Source organism: Sporosarcina sp. AD_1 (assembly GCF_057373025.1).
In genome coordinates, this window is the sequence record NZ_JBPVIR010000002.1 from 392,292 (window position 1) to 416,811 (window position 24,520).

Below are 24,520 nucleotides of genomic sequence, written 5' to 3' on the forward strand. Positions count from 1 at the left end.
CAATCGGATGCGATTATGGAATAAGACGCTCTTTTCTTCATTTGAAAAACGAACAGTAAAATACATGAGTAAGAGTAGATGAAACATATTTCTTAGAAAGCTATAAAGGACGAAGAGTTATTTACAATCGCAAACCAAGAAAACGTGGCGGTTCTGCTACCAAAAGAGGTATTTCCAATGAACAAGTCTGTGTATTGTCGCTAGGAGACCGAAACGAAACCATGTTCTGCGTTGCTGTATCATCGTGGAGAATTTGCTATCTGAACAAGTGTTTCTTTTGCATTATGATCAAGGGATAAGAATAGTAAACGAATCTTTCTCGTAAGGCACTTACATGTTCTCTATCAAGATAAAGAGCTTTGTATCCATTTTTCAACGTTACCATTTCTTTTGGAGAATTAACGCCTGGTCAATCCATTTTTGCTGTAATACTAAGAGGATAATGTGTATGCCCTGAATATCAGATATATAGTCGGCTGAGATATCCCTTCCTTTCTAAAACCGCCAAAAGAATGAGTATATGCGATCTGAGGTAGGCGTACTGGCAGTATTCATTTTCTTCTCAAGTGCCTTTTCGCTTTTTTTATAGCTTTATTCACTTCCGTAAACTCTCCACTTTCTAAATAAAGGCCCTCTAAACCTTCTTGTGTGTGAGCATTCTCCAGAAAAACAAATAAAAACGTTATTAAAAACAATAGCGTTAGCTTCATAAAGAACCCCTCCTTTGACTACAAATATTGTTTGCAGTGTTGAGGAAGTTATTATAACAATGTCCAAGGTTAATAGTACTATTAGCCAAATGAAAGGAGAAAACAAGAAAGTGATTTATGTGAATGTAAGGGGGATCATCGTAAAAGAAACACCAGCAGGCGAGGAAGTGTTAATTCAACGGCGTGTGAAGGAGCATGAAAAAGGGAGGCCATTTGAATTGCCTGGAGGAAGAATCGAGCAGTTCGAATCACTGCTTGATTGTTTAAAAAGGGAGTTGAAAGAAGAAACCGGATTGGACATAGAGAATATTCTCGATCCGATTGATCTAGTGGAGACAGTAGCGAAGGATGGTTTTAAAGTCGAATGTATGAGACCTTTTGCTGTCTATCAGACAATAGATGGACCTGTCGATTCCATGGGTGTTTATTTTCGATGTAAAGCAAAAGGCAGTCTTTTGGAAAAAGGTGATGAAACGGACATGATTGGCTGGGTCAGCCTTGAAAGACTGCGATCCCTTTTAGAGCAAGATGAATTTTGCGGAGTAGACAAAGCAGGGGTTGAGTTTTACCTTACTGACTACAATCGAAGAAATGCGCAGTCATTACCCAAAGTTGAATGAACAGCATTTCCTTTACCTCTTTTGTATAATGGACAAAGAGGTGATCCTATTGTTTATTGCAGAAAAGCAAATTGAAATCAGATACGCGGAGACGGATCAAATGGGTGTCGTCTATCATGCGAATTACTTAGTCTGGATGGAAATTGGGCGGACCCGGTTGATTAGCGAGCTGGGCTTTACATATGCCGGTTTGGAAGAACAGGGTTATCTTTCACCGGTCATTGATTTATCCATTCAATATAAAGCGGCGATGCGTTATGGGCAGGTTGCGACGGTCCGAACTTGGGTGGAATCGCACGGGAAATTGCGTACGGTGTATGGTTATGAAATCCTTCATGAGGATGGAACCGTGGCGGCGACCGCAACTTCTGAACATATTTTAGTGAAAAAAGACAGCTTCCGGCCGGTTGCGCTCAGTAAAATCGATCCTGTCTGGGATGCCAAATATACTGAAATTCAACGGGTAGTAGACTGATGGCGTTCGGGATTGACCGTAAGGAGCTGATGGCCTGGAAAGAGGCAGTCGAAAACGGGCACATCGCTTTTTTGACTCATTATTGGCTGGACGACCGCTTTCCTGGTTGCAAGACGGTAACGAAAGTGGGCTGTTCTGACCTTTCGAAGCTGATCCGCTGGGGCGAGAGGTACGGCCTGAAGCCTGAGTGGATTGATCACCGGAAGGACTATCCACATTACGATTTATTTGGCAAGCAGGAACGGACGATTCTGGAGCAAGAAGGCAAGATAGAACAGCTTCATCGTTTTTATCCAGAAATAGACAAAATATAATCATTGTAAATATCGGCGAAGGCACTGTCATTATGATAGTGTCTTTTTTCTTGCCGATAGACTTCGAACGTTAGGTAGGCTGAAGGCATAGTATACAGGGAACTGAGAAAGGAGCAGTAGCTGTATGACATCGATTGTTTTTATCGAAAGCGTACAATTCGGTGCAGCGAAAGATGCGTTGGAAGCATCAAAGCAGCTGGGATACACTCCTATTCTTCTCACGGAAAAACGATCGATTGCGAATAGGGCGCACGAATGGGTCAGTACAGACTTGATCTATCACGTAAAACTTACAGAAACGCAAATACGGGATGTATTGGATCATCTGCGCAAAGAGGGACACCACTTGCAGGCTGTTATCAGTTTCGTCGATCCGTATGTGTCCTTGGCTGCCCGATTGTCGAATGAATATTGTCAAACTGGCTTATCCGCCGATGCACTTGGCTATATGGAGAATAAATTCCATACGAGACATGCGCTGGCATCGTTGGGGGTTAACCCGATTTATAGTGATATTACAGAGAAGCATCAGCCAGCAGTTTCTTTTCCGGCAGTCATTAAATCATCCTTTTCAAAGGGATCCCGTGACGTCTACTATGTCCAGACAGCAGAAGAGATGGCTACAGCCCGCAATAAGCTGACAACGAGACATAAAGACACAGTCATACTGATAGAAGCATTCATGGAAGGAATTCAGTACATTGTAGAAGTGATTGTCCGAGAAAACAAGCCTCATATTGTGGCAGTTGCCGAACAAGATGTAACAAGTGACGGAAAGTTTATCGTTACCGGCTATTCCATCGGAAAAGTCCTTTCAAGGAAAGAGTATGATGAACTGCTACAATTGGTCGGAAAAATTACAGAAGCATTACACATAACCAATGCCGCCTTTCATTTAGAAATGCGTCTGACATCACAGGGTTGGAAATTGATTGAACTGAACCCCAGGATGGCTGGGTTTACAATGAATCAAATGATTAGTGAAGCGTATGGAATTAACCTAGCAAAGGAAACTGTCCGCTTGTACGCCGGTGAAATGCCGAACTTAACGAAAACAAAAGAAGATGCCGTCTATACATATTGTATGACAACGGATCTATGCGGCATCTTCCGGGGCGTTTCTGGTTTAGAGGAAGCGGCGGCTCAACCTGGCGTCAAAGCCGCGCAGCTGCTTGTAAAAACAGGAGATATTGTCGGTCCTGCAATGTCGATGGGCCAGCGGTATGGCTATGTAATGGCGTCCAGCGACAGTGTGGAGCTGGCGAGGGAACGGGCAATGGAAGCGGCTCGCCTCATTGCGTTTTATATAGAAGAAATTTGATCACCTGGCTGGAAGGAGAGGAAACGATTGGTACAGTGCTCGATATGTTCCGCTTTACAAGAGCTGAAAAGGGAGCAGGAATTGTTAACTTGTCAACAAACGCAATTTCGATTTATTAAACGATTGAAGGACTACGATTGCATCCCATTCACGTTATCGACTGCCAATCGTCGTTTTCATGCCTTCCACCTGGGGAAGCCGACTCCATTTTTTTCGTTGCAATCGTTTGACGAGGAGACCGGCTGCGTGGTGTTGACACTTCTTGAACCGCTGGATATGGAAGGGAATCACGCCTTTCCGGCCGATCAATTTTTTACGCTTCGAAAAACGGATAGCTGCGTGACCATTGTACCCTGCTGTTTTTGCAGTATTGAGGCTCTTCCATTGGAGTGCGTCGGGCGTCCCTTGCCGATCCGGGAGCAAAAAGGATAAAAGATATTGTCAACTACACACTTGTCCGTTGCCAACCTGTCTTTGTTTGAATGTATTAGAGATAGATTATGCATTTACGCAAAGGAGATTCGGAATCATGACAATAATAGGGATGCTGCACCATCGTAAAGATCCGCGCACTGTCATCAAATCATACGCCTATGCAGCTGTGGCGAAAGCGGAAGGCGCCACATTTTTTTATTTTTCACCCGGTGAAGTGAATTTCGTGAATCGTTCTATCCGGGGACAAGTGTATGAAAATGGAGAATGGCTGGAAAGGGTCATGCCATTTCCCGATGTCATTTATAATGCCGGGAGCCCGGAAAAATTAGCTAAATCCAAAACGGTGCTTACCAAGTTGAAAAGTGAGATTCCATTTACAACTCATTCCATCGGCAATAAGTGGAGCGTCGCCAACCGTCTGAAGGAAGGGAAGGAGTTTGCCAATTATTTAATTCCATCCGAAATTGTAAAAGATGTGGATCAGTTACTGAAATTCATGACCGCTTTTCAGCGAATTGTATTTAAGCCGGTCGAGGGCAGGAAAGGCAAAGGGATTTATTTTATTGAAAAGAAAGATCATCGCTATACGGTCACTTTTAATACGACGATGCAATGGTATACGGAGCAGCAGCTTGCAAAATTCATTGAAACCAAGCTGAAAACAGAACCTTTCATCTTGCAGCCGTATATCCAATCAGTGACCAAATCTGGGCAAGTGTTCGATTTCCGACTGCACGTGCAGAAAAACGGAGAGGGCGAATGGGTGATCACGACCATTTATCCCCGTGTAGCCCCGCATGGATCGATTATCGCAAACATCAACAATGGCGGCTATACCAATTACCTGGATCCTTTTTTAGAACAGGAATTCGGCTCCGAGGCCTTTAATATACGAAAGACGCTGGAGTTTTTTTCGTTATCACTAGCAAGGCATCTGGATGAATTACAGATGGTTCAGTTTGGCGAGATGATTGACGAAATTGGTGTGGACATCGGCATGGATGAAAACCGGAAGCTGTGGATCTACGAAGTGAACTGGCGTCCCGGATGCCCGCCTGCATTTTATTTGGAGTTGGATGTAGTAATTAACGGGATTCGCTATGCCATGTACATTGCTGAAAATCAACGAAAAATGAAGGAGCAAATCCGAGAAGTAAAGCGCAGGAACTTGAATAAGGAAGGTGTAATGCCAGTCATCGGTATTACCGGTAGCGCAGGCAAGACGACAACGAAAGCGTTTGTCGCTTCCATCCTGTCGAAGAAGTGGAATGTGTTCGAGTCGAAGGATTATTGGAATACGACCGAACATACGAAGCAGCACGCCGCGTTACTCACTCCTTCCCACGATGCGGCTGTACTGGAATATGGGATGGCGTATCCTGGCGTCATTACAGAGCATTGCAGCATTATCCAACCGACGATCAGCATAGTTACGAATATCGGGCATGCGCATATTGGTAATTTTAACGGAGATCCCCGCGGCATCGCAAAAGCCAAGTCCGAAATCATTCATGGCATGGATCAGCATGGTATCTTGATTGTCAATGCGGATGATAAGAATTCGAGGTTTTTGGAGACGCAAAAATTCAAAGGCAAGATTTATACAGTCGGCATTCATACCGAAAAGGCTCATTACCGTGCGTATGATCTTCAATACTCCGAGCAAGGCATGTCATTTAAAATGAAATTGCAAGGGCAAAAGATGGAGTTTTTTATACCGATTTTAGGGGAGCATCATGTGTACAATGCATTGAATGCGATTGCGGTAGCCGATTTGCTTGGGTTTACAGCGCTTGAAATTAAACTTGGCCTGCTGTTCCGAAAACCACCGCGCCGGTTGACCCTCTATGATTTAAAGGACGGCATTACGGTCATTGACGATACGGTCCATTCCCATCCGGAAGGCGTGAAGGCGGCCCTCGACGTACTCGATAATATTGCAAAGCATCGGAAAGTGGCGATTATCGGCCAGATGCGTGAGCTTGGTGATCTGCGTGAAGCGGAATATGAGAAGGTCGGTCAATATGTGAAAAAGCTAGGGATTGATCTTTTTATCACGTATGGTTTTCGTACCGAAGAGATGGGAGCTGCTGCGAAAAAAGCCGGCTTTCCAGCACAAAATATTCATCATTTCACCGATCGAGAAAAGCTGCATGACTTGCTGAAGAAACTCGTCCGCAAGAACGATACGATTCTTGTCAAAGGAGCGAGCAAAACGAATATGTTTGATACTGTTAAATTTCTGGATCAGCAATTTAAACAGTAAGAAGAACTGCCGTTTCCCGACGTATGGGGAACGGTTTTTTCATGCCATAAAAAAACGAGGAAAAGTTGAGCTTTCACTTTTCCTCGGACAAATGAAATGTAATTTCTTTCGCAGCATCTTCAGCATTCCGCCTCGCTTGGAGTAATGTATCCCCTGTAGCGATAATGTATGCGTAACGGTGACCCATGGATAGTGGTGGAATGAGCACGGTTCCTTTTCGCGGCTTTACATACACTTCCAGGACTCCTGGTGCTTTCCGCGCCCTCGCTTTGCCTGTCACTTTTTCAAGCTTTCCTTTTTCCAAAACAATAACGTAGTGAGTGTAAATATGCTGTTTCCGTGAAGGGGTGATGTTCGGGACACCACCTGTGTAGAGCCGAATGGTTTCCTTCACTAAATTGAAACCGAATGCGGCTTCGAGCATTTTATTCATAGCGCCTCCTGAAATCCGGGGATTAATTTCGATTAATTTCCATCCTTTCGGCGAACGCCGTAATTCGAGATGCATCGCTCCGTTTTGCAGACCGAAGCGTTTCACTATCGATTTAATGATTTGTTCAACTTGTGTTTTCATCAATTCTGGCACATCGACCATCACGCCATAGCCTGTAATAATAAAACGTTTTCCTGCCGTCACTTCCTGTTTCATAAAGCCGGCAATCTTCACCGCCCCTTTGTGAACGAGCGCTTCTACTAAATACTGTTCTCCTTCAATGTATTCCTCCAAAATAATAGGATCCTCAGGAGAGTTGTCATGCAATTTGTTCATATGCCTGGCGAGCTGTTTACTGTTCTTTGCCAACAGTACATCTTTAGAGCCGGTGGAATGTGGGGATTTGACGATGACTGGATAACCAAGCTTCATCGAGTCTGTTGAATATGCGTCCCATTCTTCGGGCTGGATAATGAAATGCTTCGGGGTAAACGGATAATTTTGCAGTAACTCTCTCGTTGCCGCTTTATTTTCCATTGTTGTTACAGCCATTGTCGAAGCGACATTTGTGCAAAATTCATCCTGTAATTCAGATGCAATATGCACGTACGAATCGACAAAGCTAAGAATCGATTTGATAGCCAGACCACGATCGGACAGCTCCGCAATTTTCTTCTTCATCGCTTGGATATCCGTCGTCTCAATTTGAACCATCTCATGCACATCTTTGTACTCTTCCCGCTGCCGCAACTGCTTTTCATTACTTGTAAAGAGTACTGTAAAATAACCGAGGTCCCCGGCCGCCCGGATTGCCTCACGGCTTGATCCGGATTTGTTTGTTCCAATAAAAATGATTGTTTTCAAAAAGTCCACTCCTTAACTGATCAAGCGAAAACCATTCCTTTCTATCGTATGTCGGATTGTGCTGGGTACATGGTCAAGTATCTTGATGTCTGAAGGTTTTCATTGTATTAAAAAAGGTGTTAGTCCAAGCATCCGAAGGACGTTTGCATATACTGAAACATGCGAAAGGAGTGAAATACAACGATGAAACCGTTAACCGTGGGCCAAATCAGAAAGAGGCTGGGGGGCGAATTAATTCAAGGCTCGGATCAGATGATCGTCAAGCATGGCGCATATCGAATCAAGCAGCTAAAGCATCCGCATACCATCTTATTCATGCGAAAAAATATCGTCGATTGGGCGAAGCTGAAAGACTATTTTCCACTCGTCCTTGTGACGGATTCGGAGGAAGGAAACAATACACATCTCGCCGATTTGACAATTATCCGAGTTGCTGATGCCAATGATGCTTATTGGTCTTTTGTCGATTACTATCGATCTTTGCTGGATCTCCCGGTCATCGCCATTACAGGGACATCCGGAAAAACGACGACTAAAGAAATGATCCGGCATATATTATCAGCTCGAAAGAAGATCGCCAGCACGAACAGCAGCAATAATTCCCGAACAGCGCATCTGCATTATTTACTCAGCATGGATGAAGATACCGAAGCGGCCGTATTTGAAACGGCTGTCGGCGCTCCTGGAGATATTTTAAATGCGGGCAGATATTTTAAACCGACCATCGGCATCATCACCAATATCGGGGAACATCACTTGAACTATTGCACGACGTTGGAAAGTTATATTGAAGCAAAATGTGAATTGTTTACCGCAGTCGGAGAGACAGGATCGATGATTTTGAATATGGACGACCCGACCATCCGCAAAGTAAATCGAAACTACAAAGGGAAAATCATCACTGTCGGAATCAATGGAGCTTACGACTATATCGCGAAAGATGTCCAATTTACAGATGGTGGCATGCGATTCTATTTAGACCATGGCGGTGAGAGGCATTCCATTTTTGTGCCGGGATATGGATACCATCAAGTGAGCAATGCTTTGGCAGCTATAGCGGCCGTCCATCAAATCGGCATGTCACTTCGCGAGGCGGCAAACGGTCTGAAGACCTTCTCGCCATTGAACAAGCAATTACAAGTTCAAGAAGGCATCAAAGGATCGATCTTAATTGATGATACGTGGAGTCTAACGACCACCTCTTTGCAAGCTGCACTGAATGTATTAAATGAAATCGGGCGGGGAAAGAAAAAAATTGCGATCATTGGCACCATCACCGACCTTGGTTCCTGGGGATATATCATTCATAAAAATGCAGGGGATATGCTCGCCAATAGTGGAATCGATATCCTCGTAACAATCGGAAAGCATGCGCGAATTATGGCGCAAACCGTAGCAAAAACAAGAAAAAAACAGAAGATCATGGCTTTTAATAATCATATCCGCGCAATTGAATTCATACAGGACTTGATAGATGATCAGTCTGTCGTCCTTGTTAAAGGCGATATGTATAGCAAGTCGGTCAATTTGGTTGCAGCCTCACTAAAGAAGAAAAGCTGATCAACCCTTATTGAACTCCCATGATGGACAAACACCAAGCCGCTATCGCAGGGCTGTTAATATTCTACAGTATAAAAGTGAAGGGAGGGATTTCTAATGGGTATTGTTTGCCCTTGTGGCGTACGCGTCAATGCAGTGTCGCAACATAATCGGGTCAAATTTGAAGGTGTACCCGGCACCGTCTGCGGGACGATCACCTATACCGCAAATGTCTGTGTGTCCACACCTGGTAGTTCACGGCTAACGGTGCGTTTTGTTGACACCGAAAATAACGGTGCACGGAATTTTACGTTCCATGCAACATCCTTTAAGCAAGTGACATGCTGCGGAGGAGACTATCGCTGTGATGTGACGGTCAAAGGCACAGGCGTCATCAATGGAATCACGTATGGCTTTCAAGCCATCTTCAGTGATTATTCCAAAATGGCAAAAGCCGATGTCGTGAAAGAATTCGAGATTTACGATTTCTTTGACCAATTGGGGGCTGCTCCAGTCAAGCAAGGTTCCATTGAGGCTCGCGGCTGTAAGTAAGTCAAAGAACTGATTGGGAAACTTGCTTGATTCGGAAAGTGGTGAAGCGAATGTGGAGAATGACAGAGCATGTTAAGTCGCTGACAACCTATTTTAAGTCCGAGACAATAAAAGTCCGGCAGATTGATGAGCGTTACATCGTCACCATGCATCGGGATCAAGTGGAGTTGCCGTGGCAAATCGCGTCCATCATTGAGATGGAGGGCGCTGCGGCACCTCACGTTTTCGTTCGTTGGCGGTTTGCCAGAAATCGAACAACACTGCAACAGTTTGCAGAGCAGTCTGCAGATAGGTATAAGGAGTGCCAAACCGTTGTCCTGAACGTTACATGCACTTCAGATGGCAGAGTGGAGCTGGAACAAAAACGACTTCATTTCCGCAATAGCAAATGGAGCCAATATACATTATTGAGAAATAAAATCAGGTTGCAGCCATACTTGCCGCCGACAGAAATCTATACAGCTGGTACTGCCCAACAATTCCTCGAACGGTATAAGGAAATCCTCTTGAAACCGTGTATCGGCCAGGAAGGGAGAGGCATCATTCAGATTATCCGTCAGACAGATGATCGTATTGATCTCCATCAATGGGATGAGATCCATAGCTGCAGCTCTTTCGCTGAAGCATTGGAGATGTTGCCGCAAGCAGAGCTCGCTAAAAAACCGTATATTGTTCAGCAGAAATTGAGATTAGCAGAAATTGAGGCTTGCCCATTCGATATACGCGTCGTCGTCCAAAGAAATCAAAATCATTGGATGGTTACGGGGATGCTCGTTAAAGTGGCGGCTTCGGATTTTTTTGTGACTAATGTTGCGAAAGAATTGATGACATTTGAAGAAGCCATACCACAATCTTCTGTTGCCCGATTCGGAATACGGAGAGTGAAGGATCGAATCCAAAGGCTGTGTCTTGCAGCCGCTAAGCACTTGGAGCAAGTCAGCCCCGAGCCAGACATCATTGGTTTTGATATTGGCATCACTCAATGTGGAAGTATATATATCCTGGAAGGGAATTATGTCCCAGATTTGTCTATGTTCCATGCACTTGAAGACAAAGAGATGTACCGGACGATTATGCAGCTCAGAAGACAGAGATGAAATGAACTCTTGCAACTAGGGAAGGGAGGTAACCTATGAAACCATTAGACGTGCGAACCATCAAGAGGCTTCTAAAGGCAGAGCATATATATGGACCTGTCAATTGGAAAGTGCAGCATGTGATCTACTATAAGCGCCATGATTTCACCCGTACACATACAATGATGTTCATCCATCGAAATGAGACGGTCAACTGGAATGAAATCCGTTCCAAAGCTCCCGTCTTACTCATTACAGATAAACCGGCAGATCAAATGAAAAAAGACATCCAGGGTGTAACAGTTTTACAAGTTCCGAGCCTCGTTCAGGCATATTGGGCGTTCATCAATTATTACCGTAGCTTGTTTTCCATTCCTGTTGTCACCATTACAGGCACTTGCGGGAAAACGACCACAAAGGACATGATCCGCCACATCATGAGTGCGAAATATCATGTTGTCGCTTCGGTCAGCAGCAAGAATGAACCGCGGCGCTCCTTCCCTTATTTAATGCAAATGGACGAACAGACAGATGTAGCTGTGTTCGAACACGGTCTCGGCAACTCAGGGAACATTAAACACCAATGTATGATTTATAAACCGACTATCGGCATACTGACAAATATCGGCGTCCATCATTTAGACGGGTGCAATGATCTCGATGGCTATATCCGTGCGAAAGGCGAAATTGTAGAAGGCATCTCTAAAGGTGGCACGCTCATATTAAACAAGGATGACGAGAACACAAAAAAAGTCGGTCTTTCCACGTTTAAAGGCAATAAAATCATTTATATTAGCATCCAGGAAGAAGCGGATTATCAAGCAACCGATATACGGTACGCAGAGGGAGGCATGTCCTTTACGCTGATCCATGCGGGTGATTCCTATAAAGCATTTGTGCCAGGCTACGGAACACATCAAGTGTACAATGCATTGGCAGCGATTGCGGCGACAACTGAAATGGGACTGGCTGAGCGAGATGCCATCTATCAGCTGGCAACCTTCTCGAATCCCGAGCGGCATATGCAATTCTTTGAAGGGGTTTCTGGAAGCACCATCATTGACGATACGTGGACCATCAATCCGACGTCTATCAAAGCGGCATTGCAGGTAGTAAAAGAACTGGGCAGAGAGAAAAAAATTATTTTTGTCGTCGGCGATATTAACCGTCTCGGCCGTTTTGAGAAAAAATATCATCGGGAAATCGGAGATCTTATTGCCGAACAGCCGATTGATTTATTGATCACTATCGGCAGCAAGGCGGAGGAAATCGGCCGCCAGGCGAAACGGGCAGGCAGCCAGGCAGAAATTCGAATGCTCAAGCAGGTGGAAGGTGTGGAGAAAATTGTCGCTCCTCTGTTAGATCAAAATACAATTGTTCTGATTAAAGGACCCATGTCAAGTAAAGGTCTGATCGAGTTCGCCAAAGGATTGAGGAAGAAATAATCTAGCTCAAAACTTCTCTAGTTTATCCTGCAAAACACGAAAAAAGCAAAGGCGAAGGAAACCGTCAAGTTTTCCTTCGCCTTTTTGGCAAGAGTTATGATCATGGAGCGATAGTAGACCATAAAGCATATTGGCGGCTACGGCACCTCTGGATCCCGGAAGCCGGGTTCAGCCCTTAATTCGGATCAGTTGCCTGAGATGAAGCGTTTCGCTGTAATATAGTGCGAGTTATAATAGTCGACAAGCAGGACACGGGATTGGACACCAGAGGACGTTGGAATAATAATGCGGTATTCACCGGCATAGATCCCGACCAAGCTAGGCGTTTTCGATCCTTTCACACTATTAAAGAATACTAAATCACCTTTTTTCAAGTTGGCGCGTGAGACCGTTGTACCTTTGGCCATCAAAGCCGATAGAGACGTAGCCGGAAGGGTGATGTTCTGTTTTTTATAAACATAATTGATATATCCAAGGCTCGTAAATTTCATCGCACTTGGATTCGTCACGCTGCCGATTGTCGCCTTATCACGCAGTTGATATGCCGATTCAACAATTTTATCTCCCTTTGTTGCAGGTGATGAAGACATTAAACCCGGTAGGACGCGACGAGCCGCAACGTAGTTATCTTTGTAATAGGGTTTGCTATTCATATCTGTAATAACAATCTTCTGCTTAGGATCGGCCATTTGAATGACTTTGTTATTGCCAATATACATGACAACATGGTCCGGGTCTGTACCTGTTTTCTTTGATTTAAAGAAGAGGAGATCGCCTTTTTTCCATTGTCCTTTTGCCACGTATGTCCCTTGTTTCATCATATAATCCTCGTTATACGTACCAAGGTCAACGCCGTTTTTCTCAAATACATACATAAGAAATGAAGCGCAAGAAAACTTATATGGATATGTATCTTTATATTGTGTATTGCTGTAAGTCGCTTTGCCAATGAGGCTTTTCGCTGTTGCTATCAATTGATCAGCTTTCGCATTTACAGCCGCTGTAGTAGGTTGCGATGCAAGAGTAGCAGCAGCTACCGGCTCCGGATTAACTGCCGGGATGGCTAATGAGCTAAGAGTGACTGTGGCGGCTAATGCAGCCGATATAATTTTTTTATTCATAATTTCCTCCTTGTATGTATGCAAAGTTTCGGAACGCCTTTACAGTATCATAGAAAAATTGAAAGGTTGTCAGGAAATTAATCCCGTGGAATTTTACCAGTTCGTACAAACGCTCTTATAACAGCAGGTTTCACGTTTCTTTACATTTGCATTACAAAGGTTACAACTGGAATGTTCAGGTATTTACCATGCAGGCAACCAATTGTTGGAGTGAAGGAAAGGGGAGAGGAAGAGTAATTGGTGTGATATAATAATATTATGTAAAGTAAATTATGGGGAAAGAAAAAAAGCGCAAGAGGCTTACGCTTTTTCATAGGAGAAGTGCAGTTCATTCAATTGTGGATCAACCGTTACATGCAGGTCGTGCCCTGAAAAATACCACTCATCACGCTTTTCGATGTAAAAAAGGACGCCGTCTTGCTTCGTTTCCACGCCGATTTCATCATGGCCTTCTTTTCTTATGCCTAATGAGAATCCTTCATGCAATGGGCTCGCACCGCCATAGCGTGCAAAGAATTTGATTTCATCACCTGGTTCCACACCCATTTCCTCATGGAACCATTCCAAAGCTTCCTCTGATAAAACGATTTTCATTCAGCATCCCGCCTTTCGGTTTGTCCTATTGTATTACAACCACTTCACCTTTGGCTCGGTTCCTGCTTTGATTCTCGTTATATTTGCGCGGTGGCGGTAAAAAATAAATATGGCCATAAGCCCGACAATGATCATCAAGTAGATATCCTTTGTCATGAAATAGTAGATGACCGTATAAATGAAAGCAACGGCTGCTACGATCATAGAGGATAATGAAACCATTTTCGTGATCTTTAAGGCGATCAGGAAGGTCAAAAGGACAATGAGGAAAATTGGCCAATTGTAGCCTAATAGAATCCCGCCGGAAGTGGCCACTGCCTTTCCTCCTTTGAAGCGAGCGAATACAGGAAAGATATGCCCGATCACCGCCATGAACCCGATCACGAGCGGATGGATGTTCACATCACTGAAGTAAGGAAGTAATGGAAGCAGGACAGCTGCGGTACCTTTCAATATGTCGAGAACGGTGACGATCAAACCTGCTGTTTTGCCTAACACACGAAAAGTGTTGGTCGCCCCTAAGTTGCCGCTTCCATGCTCGCGGACATCTGTTTTGAAAAATAATTTGCCTATCCAAAGGGCGGAAGGGATAGAGCCGAGCAGATACGCAAGAAGTAGTAAAATAGCTGTTTCCATAATGGTCCCCTTTACATAATTCCGTTACTGTTAGTTTAGCAGAACGTCAGGAAGGGGACAATGAGATTTACAAATGTGTCTTTCCTGTTAAGAAAAGAATGTAGTCAAGTTGTTGCCAATTGGACGGAAATTCCTCTTGTCATTGCATATTACAGCGTTGTTCTATACAATAAATTGAGCGAGCTACATGAAAACGTTGATTTGACAAGCTTTTCTTGTAGCGTTACGATATATAAAAAAGAGAACATTTGTTTTGATGGGGGTTGCAATTTGACGAAGAATCAAGAAGTGTATACGTATGATGATGATTCGATCAGTGTATTGGAAGGTCTTGATGCGGTACGGAAACGTCCAGGGATGTATATCGGATCCACTGATGCACGAGGGCTTCATCATCTCGTTTATGAAATTGTAGATAATGCAGTGGATGAAGCATTGGCGGGTTACGGGAATGAAGTCGACGTCATGCTTCACAAAGACGGCAGCGTCAGTGTGCGGGATTATGGGCGTGGTATGCCTACCGGAATGCACAAAATGGGGAAGCCGACGACAGAAGTCATTTTCACCGTCTTGCATGCCGGGGGAAAGTTTGGACAAGGCGGATATAAAACAAGTGGTGGTTTGCACGGGGTCGGAGCTTCAGTCGTCAACGCGCTTTCCGAATGGTTGGAAGTAACCATTTATCGTGATGGCAAGAAATTTCGCCAACGATTTGAAAATGGCGGCAAGCCAGCTACCACGCTGGAGGAAATCGGAACGTCCAAGGAAAAAGGGACATTGATTCATTTCAAACCGGACCCGACCATCTTCTCCACAATCAAATACCAATACGATACATTGGCTGAGCGCTTACGGGAATCAGCGTTTCTCCTGAAAGGCTTGAAAATTGTCCTGGCGGAAGAAGGCACCGATAAAAAGGATGTATTCCATTATGAGTCAGGGATTAAGGCATTCGTCTCTTATTTGAACGAGGAAAAAGATACCCTTCATGAGGTGGCCTATCTAGAAGGCGTTGCCGAAGGGATCGAGGTCGAGTTCGCATTTCAATTCAGCGACGGTTATTCCGAAACCATCCTGTCCTTCGTTAATAACGTCCGGACAAAAGATGGCGGTACGCATGAAACGGGTGCAAAAACTGCGATGACCCGTGTGTTTAACGAATATGCCAGAAAGACTGGCATTTTGAAAGAAAAGGATAAGAACTTGGATGGTTCTGATATCCGGGAAGGAATTTCAGCTGTCGTTTCGGTTCGTATTCCGGAAGAAATTCTCCAGTTCGAAGGACAGACGAAGGGCAAGCTTGGGACAAGCGAAGCACGGACGGCAACGGACGGCATCATTTCACAGCAGCTCCTTTATTTCCTTGAGGAAAACGCTGAATTGAGCGCCAACTTGATCCGCAAAGCAATCCGCGCGCAGCAAGCAAGAGAAGCTGCACGGAAGGCACGTGAAGATGCTCGATCCGGAAAGAAACGAAAGAAATCAGATACGCTCCTATCCGGCAAGCTGACACCTGCCCAATCCAGAAATGCGTCGAAAAACGAATTATACTTGGTCGAGGGAGACTCGGCGGGCGGTTCTGCAAAGCAAGGACGAGACCGTACTTTTCAAGCGATTTTGCCGCTTCGGGGTAAAGTCATCAATACGGAAAAGGCGAAGCTCGAAGATATTATGAAAAACGAGGAGATCAACACGATTATCCACGCAATCGGCGGCGGAGTCGGGGCCGATTTCCATATTGACGATATCGCATACGACAAAGTGATCATTATGACCGATGCCGATACGGACGGAGCGCATATCCAAGTTCTGCTCCTCACGTTCTTCTACCGGTATATGAAGCCGCTTATTGAAGCAGGAAAAGTATATATTGCACTGCCTCCGCTTTACAAAGTGTTTAAAGGGACAGGCAAAAGCGAGAAAGTCGAGTATGCATGGACTGAGGCGGACTTAAATGCCGCCATTAAGAAGATCGGCAAAGGCTATATGCTCCAGCGCTACAAAGGTCTCGGTGAGATGAATGCGGAACAGCTTTGGGAAACGACGATGAATCCTGAAACACGCACATTGATCCGGGTGACGATTGAAGACGGCGCCCAATCGGAACGCCGTGTGACGACGTTAATGGGTGATAAAGTTGAACCACGCCGCCGATGGATTGAAAGCAATGTTGATTTCGGCGTAGAAGACCAAAATATATTGGAAAATGAATTTCTCCATGAGGGGGACTCTGAATGACAGCAACAGAACGTTACCAAGACCTTCCACTGGAAGAAGTCATCGGGGACCGATTTGGACGGTACAGTAAATATATTATCCAAGACCGGGCATTGCCCGATGCACGTGACGGGCTGAAGCCCGTTCAGCGGCGTATCCTGTATGCGATGTTCCATGAAGGGAATACGCATGATAAAGCATTCCGAAAATCGGCGAAAACAGTCGGGAATGTCATCGGGAATTACCACCCTCATGGCGATTCGTCCGTCTATGACGCAATGGTCCGGATGAGCCAGGATTGGAAACTGCGTCATCTGATGGTGGAGATGCACGGAAATAATGGTTCTGTTGACGGCGATCCAGCTGCCGCCATGCGTTATACGGAAGCAAGACTTTCCGCAATTGCCGGCGAGATGCTGCGCGATATCGGGAAAAATACAGTGGATTTTATTCCAAACTTCGATGATACAGAGCCTGAGCCAACTGTATTGCCCGCCCGATTCCCGAACCTTTTGGTGAATGGCTCGACAGGAATTTCAGCGGGATATGCGACAGATATTCCGCCTCATGCGCTTCATGAAGTAATTGATGCTGTGTTGATGCGGATGGACAATCCAGACGTTTCGGTAGAAGAATTAATGACCGTATTAAAAGGACCTGATTTTCCGACAGGCGGCATCATCCAAGGAACCGACGGCATTAAAACAGCTTATGAAACGGGTAAAGGCAGATTCGTTATACGGGCCAAGTATGAAATCGAATCGTTGAAGGCAGGGAAATCCCAAATTGTTGTGACGGAAATCCCGTACGATGTGAACAAGGCAAACCTAGTGAAAAAGATGGATGAATTACGTCTGGATCGTAAATTGGACGGAATCGCGGACGTCCGGGATGAATCGGACCGTACCGGCTTGCGCATTGTTATTGAACTGAAGAAGGATATTGACGGCAATGGGATCATGCAATATCTATTGAAGAACACAGACCTTCAAATTACGTACAATTTCAATATGGTGGCGATTTCAAACAGACGTCCGATGCTGATGTCTCTTCCGATGCTGCTGGATGCCTATATTGATCATCAAAAAGATGTTGTGACGCGGCGCTCGGAGTACGATATTCAAAAAGCAAAAGACCGTCTGCATATTGTGGAAGGTCTCATGAAGGCATTGTCCATCTTGGATGAAGTGATCAAAACAATCCGTGCTTCCAAAGATAAACGGGATGCAAAGAACAATCTCATCGCTCAGTTTGGATTTACTGAAGTTCAGGCGGAAGCGATCGTCTCCTTGCAGCTATATCGTTTGACGAATACGGATATTACGGAACTGCAGCGTGAAGATGAATCCCTTCGTAAATTAATCGATCAATTGGATGCAATCCTGAAAAGCGATCGCAAACTTTCTTCTGTCATTAAGAAGGAATTGCTAGAAATCCGCAAGCAGTTCGCAGAGCCTAGACTCTCTGTCATTGAAGAGAAGATTGAAAGTATTAAAGTGGATCTCGACATCCTTGTGCCAAGTGAAGAGGTTGTTGTATCTGTTACAAAGGACGGGTATGTGAAGCGTACAAGCATGCGGTCCTACTCGGCTTCTAATGGCGCAGGCCAGGAGATGAAAGAGTCGGATTTCAGTCTGATGGAATCTGTCATGAATACACAGCACCATTTGCTGCTCTTCACGTCACACGGCAATTATATCTATCAGCCTGTCCATGAGTTACCGGACATCCGCTGGAAGGATCTTGGACAGCATATTTCGAGTATCATTTCGCTTGAATCAGGTGAAGAGGTTGCTGCGGTGCTTGGCTTTGATTCTTTTGAAGCCAATGTTTCGGTACTTACCGTTTCAGAGCAAGGAAATATCAAAATTTCACAGCTGGCAGATTTCCAAGTACAACGCTACTCACGTACCTTCAAGGCGATGAACGTCAAGAAGGGCGATCGCCTGGTAGATGCCCGAATTGTCCAAGGAAACGAAGATGTTATTCTAATCACCCAGCAAGCATACGGCTTGCGATTCTCTCTAACAGAGCTTTCCCAAACCGGCGTCCGAACGGCCGGTGTGAAGGGGATCAATTTGAAGCCGGATGATATTGTCGTCTCTATTGAAACCGTTACAGATCAGGGAGAGTCAATCGTGATTGCTACGCAACGCGGCGCAGTGAAACGGATGGCATTAAAAGAACTCGAAACAGCGGGCAGGGCACAGCGAGGACTCGTTGTCTTGAAAGAGCTAAAGAGCCATCCTCACCGAATTATAGGTACAGCATTAGCAAAAACGGATGATCAACTCATACTGATGACTGCTCAAGGCAAGAAAATACCGTTTGCAGCCGGTACGCTTCGGCTGGTCGATCGCTATTCGAACGGCAGCTTCATTACAGACGAACAAAAAGATGGTCAAGCCGTCCGTCTGTACAAAGAACCTAAAGTTCAATTCGATTAATTGGAGTCACGGGCTAAAGGCCCGTGACTTTTTCATTGAATTCGATTATAATAATTCGAGAATCGAAATAGTTAAGGCTGGGGTGGGAATATGTGGAGGAATCGCAATGTCTGGATCATCTTGTCAGGGGAGATGATTGCAGGACTGGGCCTATGGACGGGAATAATAGGGAATTTGGAATTCATGCAGGAGAAAGTACCGTCTGATTTTGTGAAAGCTCTCATTTTATCAGTCGGGTTATTAGCAGGTATTTTGGCAGGACCGCTCGCAGGAAGAATTATTGACCAGTCCAGGAAAAAGACCGTCCTGATCGTATCAGGGATTGGCCGGCTGGCAAGTGTATTGCTCATGCTGCTGGCTTTGCAAACCGGTTCAATTGCTTGGATGATCGCGTTTGTTATTGGGATTCAATTGTCGGCCACTTTTTATTTTCCGGCCTTGCAATCCGCCATACCGTTAGTCGTCAAAGAGCAGGATTTGCTGACGATGAATGGCATGCATATGAATGTCGCTACAATTGCCCGTGTGGCAGGGACTGCGCTGGCAGGCGTCATGCTCGTCTATTGGTCGCTGTCGTCTCTCTACTTCATTTCACTCATCGCTTATGGAATTTTACTCCTCTTTACATTGTCATTGAAAATTGACGAAGAAAAGAGCAATGGAAAGGCAGCCGGAGCCAGTCCTCAAAATAGCGGCTTCATGGAAGTATTTCCGGTGTTAAAAAAGTTTCCAGCCGTCGGCATGACATTAGTTATGACGCTCATACCCTTGCTGTTTTTAGGATCATTTAACCTAATTGTCATCAATGTTAGTGAAATACAGCAGATGGCCTCCATCAAAGGACTGATTTATACGTTTGAAGGGGTCGCTTTCATGCTTGGTTCGGTAGTCATCAAACTAATAGCCAAGCGCTGGAGTACGACGCAAATCTTATTCTTTTTTGCAATGATCGTCGGCTTGTCTGAATTCATGTTGTTTTTTGCAGATCATTTATTCATGATTTTAAGTTCTTTTGCCGTTTTAGGGTTTTCGCTCGGCTGTTTTTTCCCTACCGCAATGGTCATCTTCCAAAAACGGATGCCAAAAGAGTACCACGGACGCTTTTTCTCATTCCGAAATATGCTCGAACGTGTCGTATTCCAAGTCGTTTTATTAACGGCAGGAGCATTTTTGGACTTAATTGGCTTGCAAACTATGATGATCACTTTCAGTATCATCAGCATCACGTTGACAGGACTATTTTTCTTTATGATGAAAAAACGGAAGATTATATTGGAACAGCAACCGGTTGAACCGGTGGTAGCCGCAGAGAGTGTATAACTCTTTGCGGTTTTTTTCTATTGGATTAGGAGTAAGGTTTGAGTCATTTATTCCTAATTGGTTTCATATTTGGTTGATATTACAAAACACATAGTGTTACACTTTAGGAAAGTTGATATTCGCAATGTGAAGAATTATAGAGATGATCAAGGTTATCTAAGCTAAATAACAATAAACAAAGCACAAACTAATCTGCAATTTGATCTGTCAGTTTTGATATTTAATCCGAGCATAATAAACTCGTTCCTTAACCCCGAAGTGGAGGACTTTATAATGATCGTCACGCTGCCAAAAGATAGTTATGATAAGATAATTAAACTTCTAGTTAGCCAATATGAAATGAATGAGAATGTATTAAATGCAGTTATAAACGGGATGAATCGAGGCATTATTTATGTGGATCAAGTAGAAGAGCCGCGAACCGCGATTGTCTATGCCGTCGGATTAGAGTACTTCTTGCTTGGAGATCCAGAAAATGAGGCGTTTAACAGCCATCTGGGTTATTTTATTTCTACACAATTATAGCAAGATAGTATGGATTTATGTGGCGGGACTTGGTTTATCGCCCGCATCTTTGATGAGAGATGGAAAAAGACATTAGAGATAGTAGTGAATGGACGAAGTTATTTCGTCGGCTACAGTGTCTATTATGAATTGGATTCCAATCAAATCAAAAAGGGAGTAAAGCACTCTCTGCAAATTTTGGAGGACGAGTACTCGATTGTTAAGATTACAGAGGGATTAATTCACACACACGAGAATTTACGTGACGAATTGACTGAGTACTGGTCATCGGCGGAAACTTTTAATCAATACGGTTTAGGATATGCTGTTTTATCAAATGAAAAGGTGATAAGTGCTTGCTATTCCTGTTGCGTGAATGGCGACCGACACGAGGTGTATGTTGCAACATTCGATAAGAATGCAAGAAATAAAGGATTGGCAACGCTCCTGGGTCAACGATACATTCGCGAGTGCCTGGAGCGTGGGTTTAGTGTATATTGGGCGACTGATGAATCAAATGAACCTTCCAAACGGGTTGCAGAAAAATTGGGGTTTAATTATTCACATCGATTGATGTCGTTTGAATTTGAATTCTAATCAAGGCATGACGAATTTGAGATATTTGAACTGAGAGGAGCGAGGATCTATATGGCACAAAATAAGGGAAAGTTACAGAGCTGCTCTATGCAAAGTTTGCACTATGAACAACGGCGGTTGTTTGTATAGGGCCAGGATCCATTTCCGCCAAAGAAGTATTCTAAGATGTAGTGCTGACTTTGCTACCTTAAATAATATATTTTAAGGAGCAAATGGAACATGAAATATTTGAACGCAGAGAGTATATTACCAAAAGAACTCGTAGAGGAATTACAGAAATATGTAAATGGAGAAATGGTTTACGTCCCAATTGCAAAGGATTCACATAAGAAATGGGGCGAGCGTTCGGGTATTAAAAAACAATTAAATGCTAGAAACCATGCCATCCGACAACAATTTTCTCATGGAGTCACGATTGAACAACTTTCCAACCAATTTTTTCTCTCTCATGACAGCATTAAGAAAATAGTTTATACAAAAAAATAGAATGGTTTTGTCACACTGTGCTAAATCTGGTGTGACTTTTTATGTAAAGAACAGTTACGAATCATTTATTATCTATCATTCAATTGCCTGTTTCTATTACAATGACGACAGATACAAATCCAACTAGGTAAAGGAGAAGGCTATGAAATTAGAAGTTCGCTTAACTGAAAAGTGTGATGCTTACATTATTAAAAACTTATATCCCTTATACTTATATGATCTTTCTGGGCACTATGAAAGGATCCCTAATGTCCATGGAATCTATGAGGAAAGTAACGATATTAAAACGTTGCAAGATCAGTATGACATCCAAAATATTTGGTGGGAAAAGAAGGACGTACTTTTTCCTTTTCTAATTTTAGCAGAGGGAACGCCGGCAGGTTTTATCCTCATTGCAACCCCGCCTTATTGCAATAAAGGAATTGATTTTTTTGTTAATGAATTCTTTTTAATTCAATCATTACGGGGGAAGGGGATTGCGGAAAAAGCAGCCCATATAGTCTTTGATCAATTTAAAGGAAAATGGGAGCTATTTACTAACCCGCTTGAGAAAAACATTGGTGGACAGAAATTTTGGAGAAAGTGTTTGTCCAATTATACAAATGGAGCGTTCACTGAGATAAACGGCGAAACGTTTAATGGATACCAGACAATTTTTCGATTTAATAATCGGGAAAGTAAATTAAATTAGCACATGTATTACAGAGATTATCAGTCCAAAAAACGCACATTTGAGTGCGTTTTTCTTGTTTCTCTCTATCTGCTTAATACAAACTATCGGGAATGTTCATTGGCATTTATCTTATCGCTATTCTTCTTTCTTTTGAAGATCACGTAAATCGCATTACAAGCTACTACGAAGCCAACGATGGAGAGATACCAGAGTGCGAATGTGAGATTTAGTTCACGATTAACGACAAAGATACCAATAAAAGTCCCAATAAGTGCTGTTATGGCAATTCTGCTAACTATCCAGTCTGTATTTGAGAGTATTTTCATTTCAACGCGCTCCTTCCATTATCAATATTCTTCATGCTGTTTTACATCCATTACATCTGTACCTCCCCCTGCTTTAACTTACAGTACGAACCATTTACTCTATTGTAACACTTAACTTATATATTATTAAAATTATTCAATTATTACCGACTGAAGTTATGGTGATTGACTGCAATACACACATTAAATAATCTGATATAATTGGAGTATGAAATAAAATAATTCCAATTAACTCTACAATTAACAGTAACCCCAGATGTAAGGGGATGATAATCTCAAGAAAGTGATTAGTACATGCATAATAACTAAAATCAACTCCTGGAAACGGTTGAAAGGGGATGGAAATTGAATAAAAAGGTTAGTGATATTTGGATTGATTGCTACTGCGGTGTTACTTGGGGGATGTGAAAAAGAAGAGCAGGCGGATGCGGACACGAATGTTGACTTGGTGGAGAAAGAGATGGTCGAAGAGGCAGAACAAGTAGAAACAGCTGCCGATGAGTATTGGTCTCAGGCGATCGATTCAGAGCTTTGTCAAACAATCGGAGAATGCCGTGATTTGGGGGACGAATATGGAAGTGAGTTTTTTTATGATTTCTTAGGTGGGCTCAATGCGTCTAACCGAATGTCGTCTTTAAATATATACACGGAAGAAGATAAGTCTGTTTTGGCTACAAATACATGGGAAGAGGAAGTTCCCATTGTCGCACGTTATGAAATCAAAGAAGAACAATTTGTTTTGACAAAAGGCGAAGAAGAAAGTATGTTCACAGGCATAGCTGACCTTGTTCTTGCTATATTCAATAGAAATACAATAAATGTGGAAATGATTGATTTTCAAGAGGATATTTATACGCATGTAAATACTTATGAAGATAAATTGTATATACCTTCTAATTTGGTAAAGCAGTGGCTTCAATCTCATACTTTACCCATACTAGTTCATGAATATGGGCATCTTGTGTCATGGAATGAAGCGGATTTTGTCATTTCGGATACCTGTCCAGCAGAACAATTTTATTTCAAGCCGCATGGTGGGGAATGTTATAACCCTGACAGTTATATGAACCACTTTTATCAAACCTATTGGAAGAACTATGAGGAGCAATGGCTACAGGGCGGATATGAGTCTGTAGAAGATAGGATTGCATTTTATGAAGAGCAAAAAGAGTCATTTATTACGATCTACGCCAGTTTAAATCCCTATGAAGATATTGCGGAGTCTTTCGCATTCTTTATGTTAACGCCATATAATACCGATCCTCAAACGGTAGCAGAAGAAAAAGTGAATTTCTTTTATCAGTTTCCGGAGCTGGTGGAGTATCGAACTTTTGTAATAAAGACGTTAAAAGATCGAAAAGATGAGATGTTATCTTTTTGGTAACTACTAACTTATATTAGCACACCTATAATCAACTCAGTAAAACTACTTAACCCTATATCGTTGATTACTATGTAATTAACGATTAGGGTTTTTTTATAACCTAATTTGCCTATGCCAAGTGGATAAAGTTAATAGAAAACTGGGATCTTCATTAATTTGAACCCA

At 43.3% G+C, this 24,520-nt stretch carries 23 protein-coding genes and 1 pseudogene; 19 read left to right on the top strand and 5 right to left on the bottom strand.

What is annotated here, in order from left to right; all coding sequences use genetic code 11:
* Positions 1–68: 68 nt before the first annotated feature.
* A pseudogene (locus tag ACSW3C_RS05245) lies at positions 69–221 on the top strand (IS1595-like element ISSpps1 family transposase); the annotation flags it as partial.
* A gap of 330 nt (positions 222–551) precedes the next feature.
* Here the strand turns inward: ACSW3C_RS05245 and ACSW3C_RS05250 are convergent.
* Positions 552–710: a hypothetical protein gene (locus ACSW3C_RS05250; RefSeq protein WP_486561250.1), complete on the bottom strand. Its 159-nt coding sequence runs from the start codon at positions 708–710 to the stop codon at positions 552–554.
* Between the two features lie 59 nt (positions 711–769).
* Here ACSW3C_RS05250 and ACSW3C_RS05255 point away from each other — a divergent pair, with 59 nt between their 5' ends.
* The 6 genes from ACSW3C_RS05255 (at position 770) to ACSW3C_RS05280 (ending at position 6,141) form a co-directional block, all read left to right on the top strand.
* Complete coding sequence (locus tag ACSW3C_RS05255) at positions 770–1,330, top strand: NUDIX hydrolase (protein WP_486561251.1); 561 nt, start codon at positions 770–772, stop codon at positions 1,328–1,330.
* A 49-nt stretch (positions 1,331–1,379) separates the two neighbouring features.
* Positions 1,380–1,805, top strand: a complete 426-nt coding sequence (locus ACSW3C_RS05260; protein ID WP_486561252.1) for an acyl-CoA thioesterase — start codon at positions 1,380–1,382, stop codon at positions 1,803–1,805.
* Positions 1,805–2,119, top strand: coding sequence for a hypothetical protein (locus tag ACSW3C_RS05265; protein ID WP_486561253.1), 315 nt, complete (start codon positions 1,805–1,807; stop codon positions 2,117–2,119). Before ACSW3C_RS05260 ends, ACSW3C_RS05265 begins: the two co-directional genes overlap by 1 nt.
* A 124-nt stretch (positions 2,120–2,243) precedes the next feature.
* Positions 2,244–3,440 (top strand): ATP-grasp domain-containing protein, encoded by a 1,197-nt coding sequence (locus ACSW3C_RS05270; protein WP_486561254.1) that lies wholly within the window; start codon positions 2,244–2,246, stop codon positions 3,438–3,440.
* Positions 3,441–3,521: 81 nt separating this feature from the next.
* Positions 3,522–3,872 carry a hypothetical protein gene (locus tag ACSW3C_RS05275; RefSeq protein ID WP_486561256.1) on the top strand — a complete coding sequence of 117 codons (351 nt, stop codon included), beginning with the start codon at positions 3,522–3,524 and terminating at the stop codon, positions 3,870–3,872.
* Between the two features lie 97 nt (positions 3,873–3,969).
* A complete protein-coding gene (locus tag ACSW3C_RS05280) occupies positions 3,970–6,141 on the top strand; it encodes a YheC/YheD family protein (RefSeq protein ID WP_486561258.1) in 2,172 nt (723 codons plus the stop codon).
* Positions 6,142–6,214: 73 nt separating this feature from the next.
* Here ACSW3C_RS05280 and ACSW3C_RS05285 read toward each other — a convergent pair whose 3' ends face one another.
* Positions 6,215–7,447, bottom strand: a complete 1,233-nt coding sequence (locus ACSW3C_RS05285) for an ATP-grasp domain-containing protein (RefSeq protein WP_486561259.1) — start codon at positions 7,445–7,447, stop codon at positions 6,215–6,217.
* 174 nt (positions 7,448–7,621) lie between these two features.
* On the opposite strand from ACSW3C_RS05285, the gene ACSW3C_RS05290 reads away from it, so the two are divergent.
* From ACSW3C_RS05290 to ACSW3C_RS05305, 4 genes are all read left to right on the top strand, one after another.
* Entirely contained in the window at positions 7,622–8,998 is a 1,377-nt protein-coding gene (locus ACSW3C_RS05290; RefSeq protein WP_486561261.1) for a Mur ligase family protein, read from the top strand.
* A 96-nt stretch (positions 8,999–9,094) separates the two neighbouring features.
* A complete protein-coding gene (locus tag ACSW3C_RS05295; protein WP_486561263.1) occupies positions 9,095–9,529 on the top strand; it encodes a hypothetical protein in 435 nt (144 codons plus the stop codon).
* Positions 9,530–9,579: 50 nt separating this feature from the next.
* The gene (locus ACSW3C_RS05300; protein WP_486561265.1) at positions 9,580–10,626 is read left to right on the top strand and encodes a YheC/YheD family protein; all 1,047 of its coding nucleotides are present in this window, start codon (positions 9,580–9,582) and stop codon (positions 10,624–10,626) included.
* 35 nt (positions 10,627–10,661) lie between these two features.
* Positions 10,662–12,050, top strand: a complete 1,389-nt coding sequence (locus ACSW3C_RS05305) for a Mur ligase family protein (RefSeq protein WP_486561266.1) — start codon at positions 10,662–10,664, stop codon at positions 12,048–12,050.
* 185 nt (positions 12,051–12,235) lie between these two features.
* Here ACSW3C_RS05305 and ACSW3C_RS05310 read toward each other — a convergent pair whose 3' ends face one another.
* From ACSW3C_RS05310 to plsY, 3 genes are all read right to left on the bottom strand, one after another.
* Entirely contained in the window at positions 12,236–13,171 is a 936-nt protein-coding gene (locus ACSW3C_RS05310; RefSeq protein ID WP_486561267.1) for a C40 family peptidase, read from the bottom strand.
* 300 nt (positions 13,172–13,471) lie between these two features.
* The gene (locus ACSW3C_RS05315) at positions 13,472–13,765 is read right to left on the bottom strand and encodes a HesB/YadR/YfhF family protein (protein WP_486561269.1); all 294 of its coding nucleotides are present in this window, start codon (positions 13,763–13,765) and stop codon (positions 13,472–13,474) included.
* A gap of 33 nt (positions 13,766–13,798) precedes the next feature.
* Positions 13,799–14,401 (bottom strand): glycerol-3-phosphate 1-O-acyltransferase PlsY, encoded by a 603-nt coding sequence (gene plsY / locus ACSW3C_RS05320; protein WP_486561270.1) that lies wholly within the window; start codon positions 14,399–14,401, stop codon positions 13,799–13,801.
* 270 nt (positions 14,402–14,671) lie between these two features.
* Between plsY and parE the strand changes: the two genes are divergently transcribed.
* The 8 genes from parE (at position 14,672) to ACSW3C_RS05360 (ending at position 24,355) form a co-directional block, all read left to right on the top strand.
* Positions 14,672–16,639 (top strand): DNA topoisomerase IV subunit B, encoded by a 1,968-nt coding sequence (parE, locus tag ACSW3C_RS05325; protein WP_486561272.1) that lies wholly within the window; start codon positions 14,672–14,674, stop codon positions 16,637–16,639.
* Positions 16,636–19,065 carry a DNA topoisomerase IV subunit A gene (gene parC / locus ACSW3C_RS05330; RefSeq protein ID WP_486561274.1) on the top strand — a complete coding sequence of 810 codons (2,430 nt, stop codon included), beginning with the start codon at positions 16,636–16,638 and terminating at the stop codon, positions 19,063–19,065. The genes parE and parC overlap by 4 nt, the downstream gene beginning before the upstream one ends.
* Before the next feature lie 90 nt (positions 19,066–19,155).
* Positions 19,156–20,385: an MFS transporter gene (locus tag ACSW3C_RS05335; protein ID WP_486561276.1), complete on the top strand. Its 1,230-nt coding sequence runs from the start codon at positions 19,156–19,158 to the stop codon at positions 20,383–20,385.
* Between the two features lie 273 nt (positions 20,386–20,658).
* Positions 20,659–20,910: a hypothetical protein gene (locus ACSW3C_RS05340; RefSeq protein WP_486561278.1), complete on the top strand. Its 252-nt coding sequence runs from the start codon at positions 20,659–20,661 to the stop codon at positions 20,908–20,910.
* A 9-nt stretch (positions 20,911–20,919) separates the two neighbouring features.
* Positions 20,920–21,486 (top strand): GNAT family N-acetyltransferase, encoded by a 567-nt coding sequence (locus ACSW3C_RS05345; protein ID WP_486561280.1) that lies wholly within the window; start codon positions 20,920–20,922, stop codon positions 21,484–21,486.
* A gap of 219 nt (positions 21,487–21,705) precedes the next feature.
* Entirely contained in the window at positions 21,706–21,972 is a 267-nt protein-coding gene (locus tag ACSW3C_RS05350) for a CD3324 family protein (RefSeq protein WP_486561282.1), read from the top strand.
* Between the two features lie 142 nt (positions 21,973–22,114).
* Positions 22,115–22,663 (top strand): GNAT family N-acetyltransferase, encoded by a 549-nt coding sequence (locus ACSW3C_RS05355; protein WP_486561284.1) that lies wholly within the window; start codon positions 22,115–22,117, stop codon positions 22,661–22,663.
* 681 nt (positions 22,664–23,344) lie between these two features.
* Positions 23,345–24,355 (top strand): hypothetical protein, encoded by a 1,011-nt coding sequence (locus tag ACSW3C_RS05360; RefSeq protein WP_486561287.1) that lies wholly within the window; start codon positions 23,345–23,347, stop codon positions 24,353–24,355.
* The last annotated feature ends 165 nt before the right edge of the window (positions 24,356–24,520 follow it).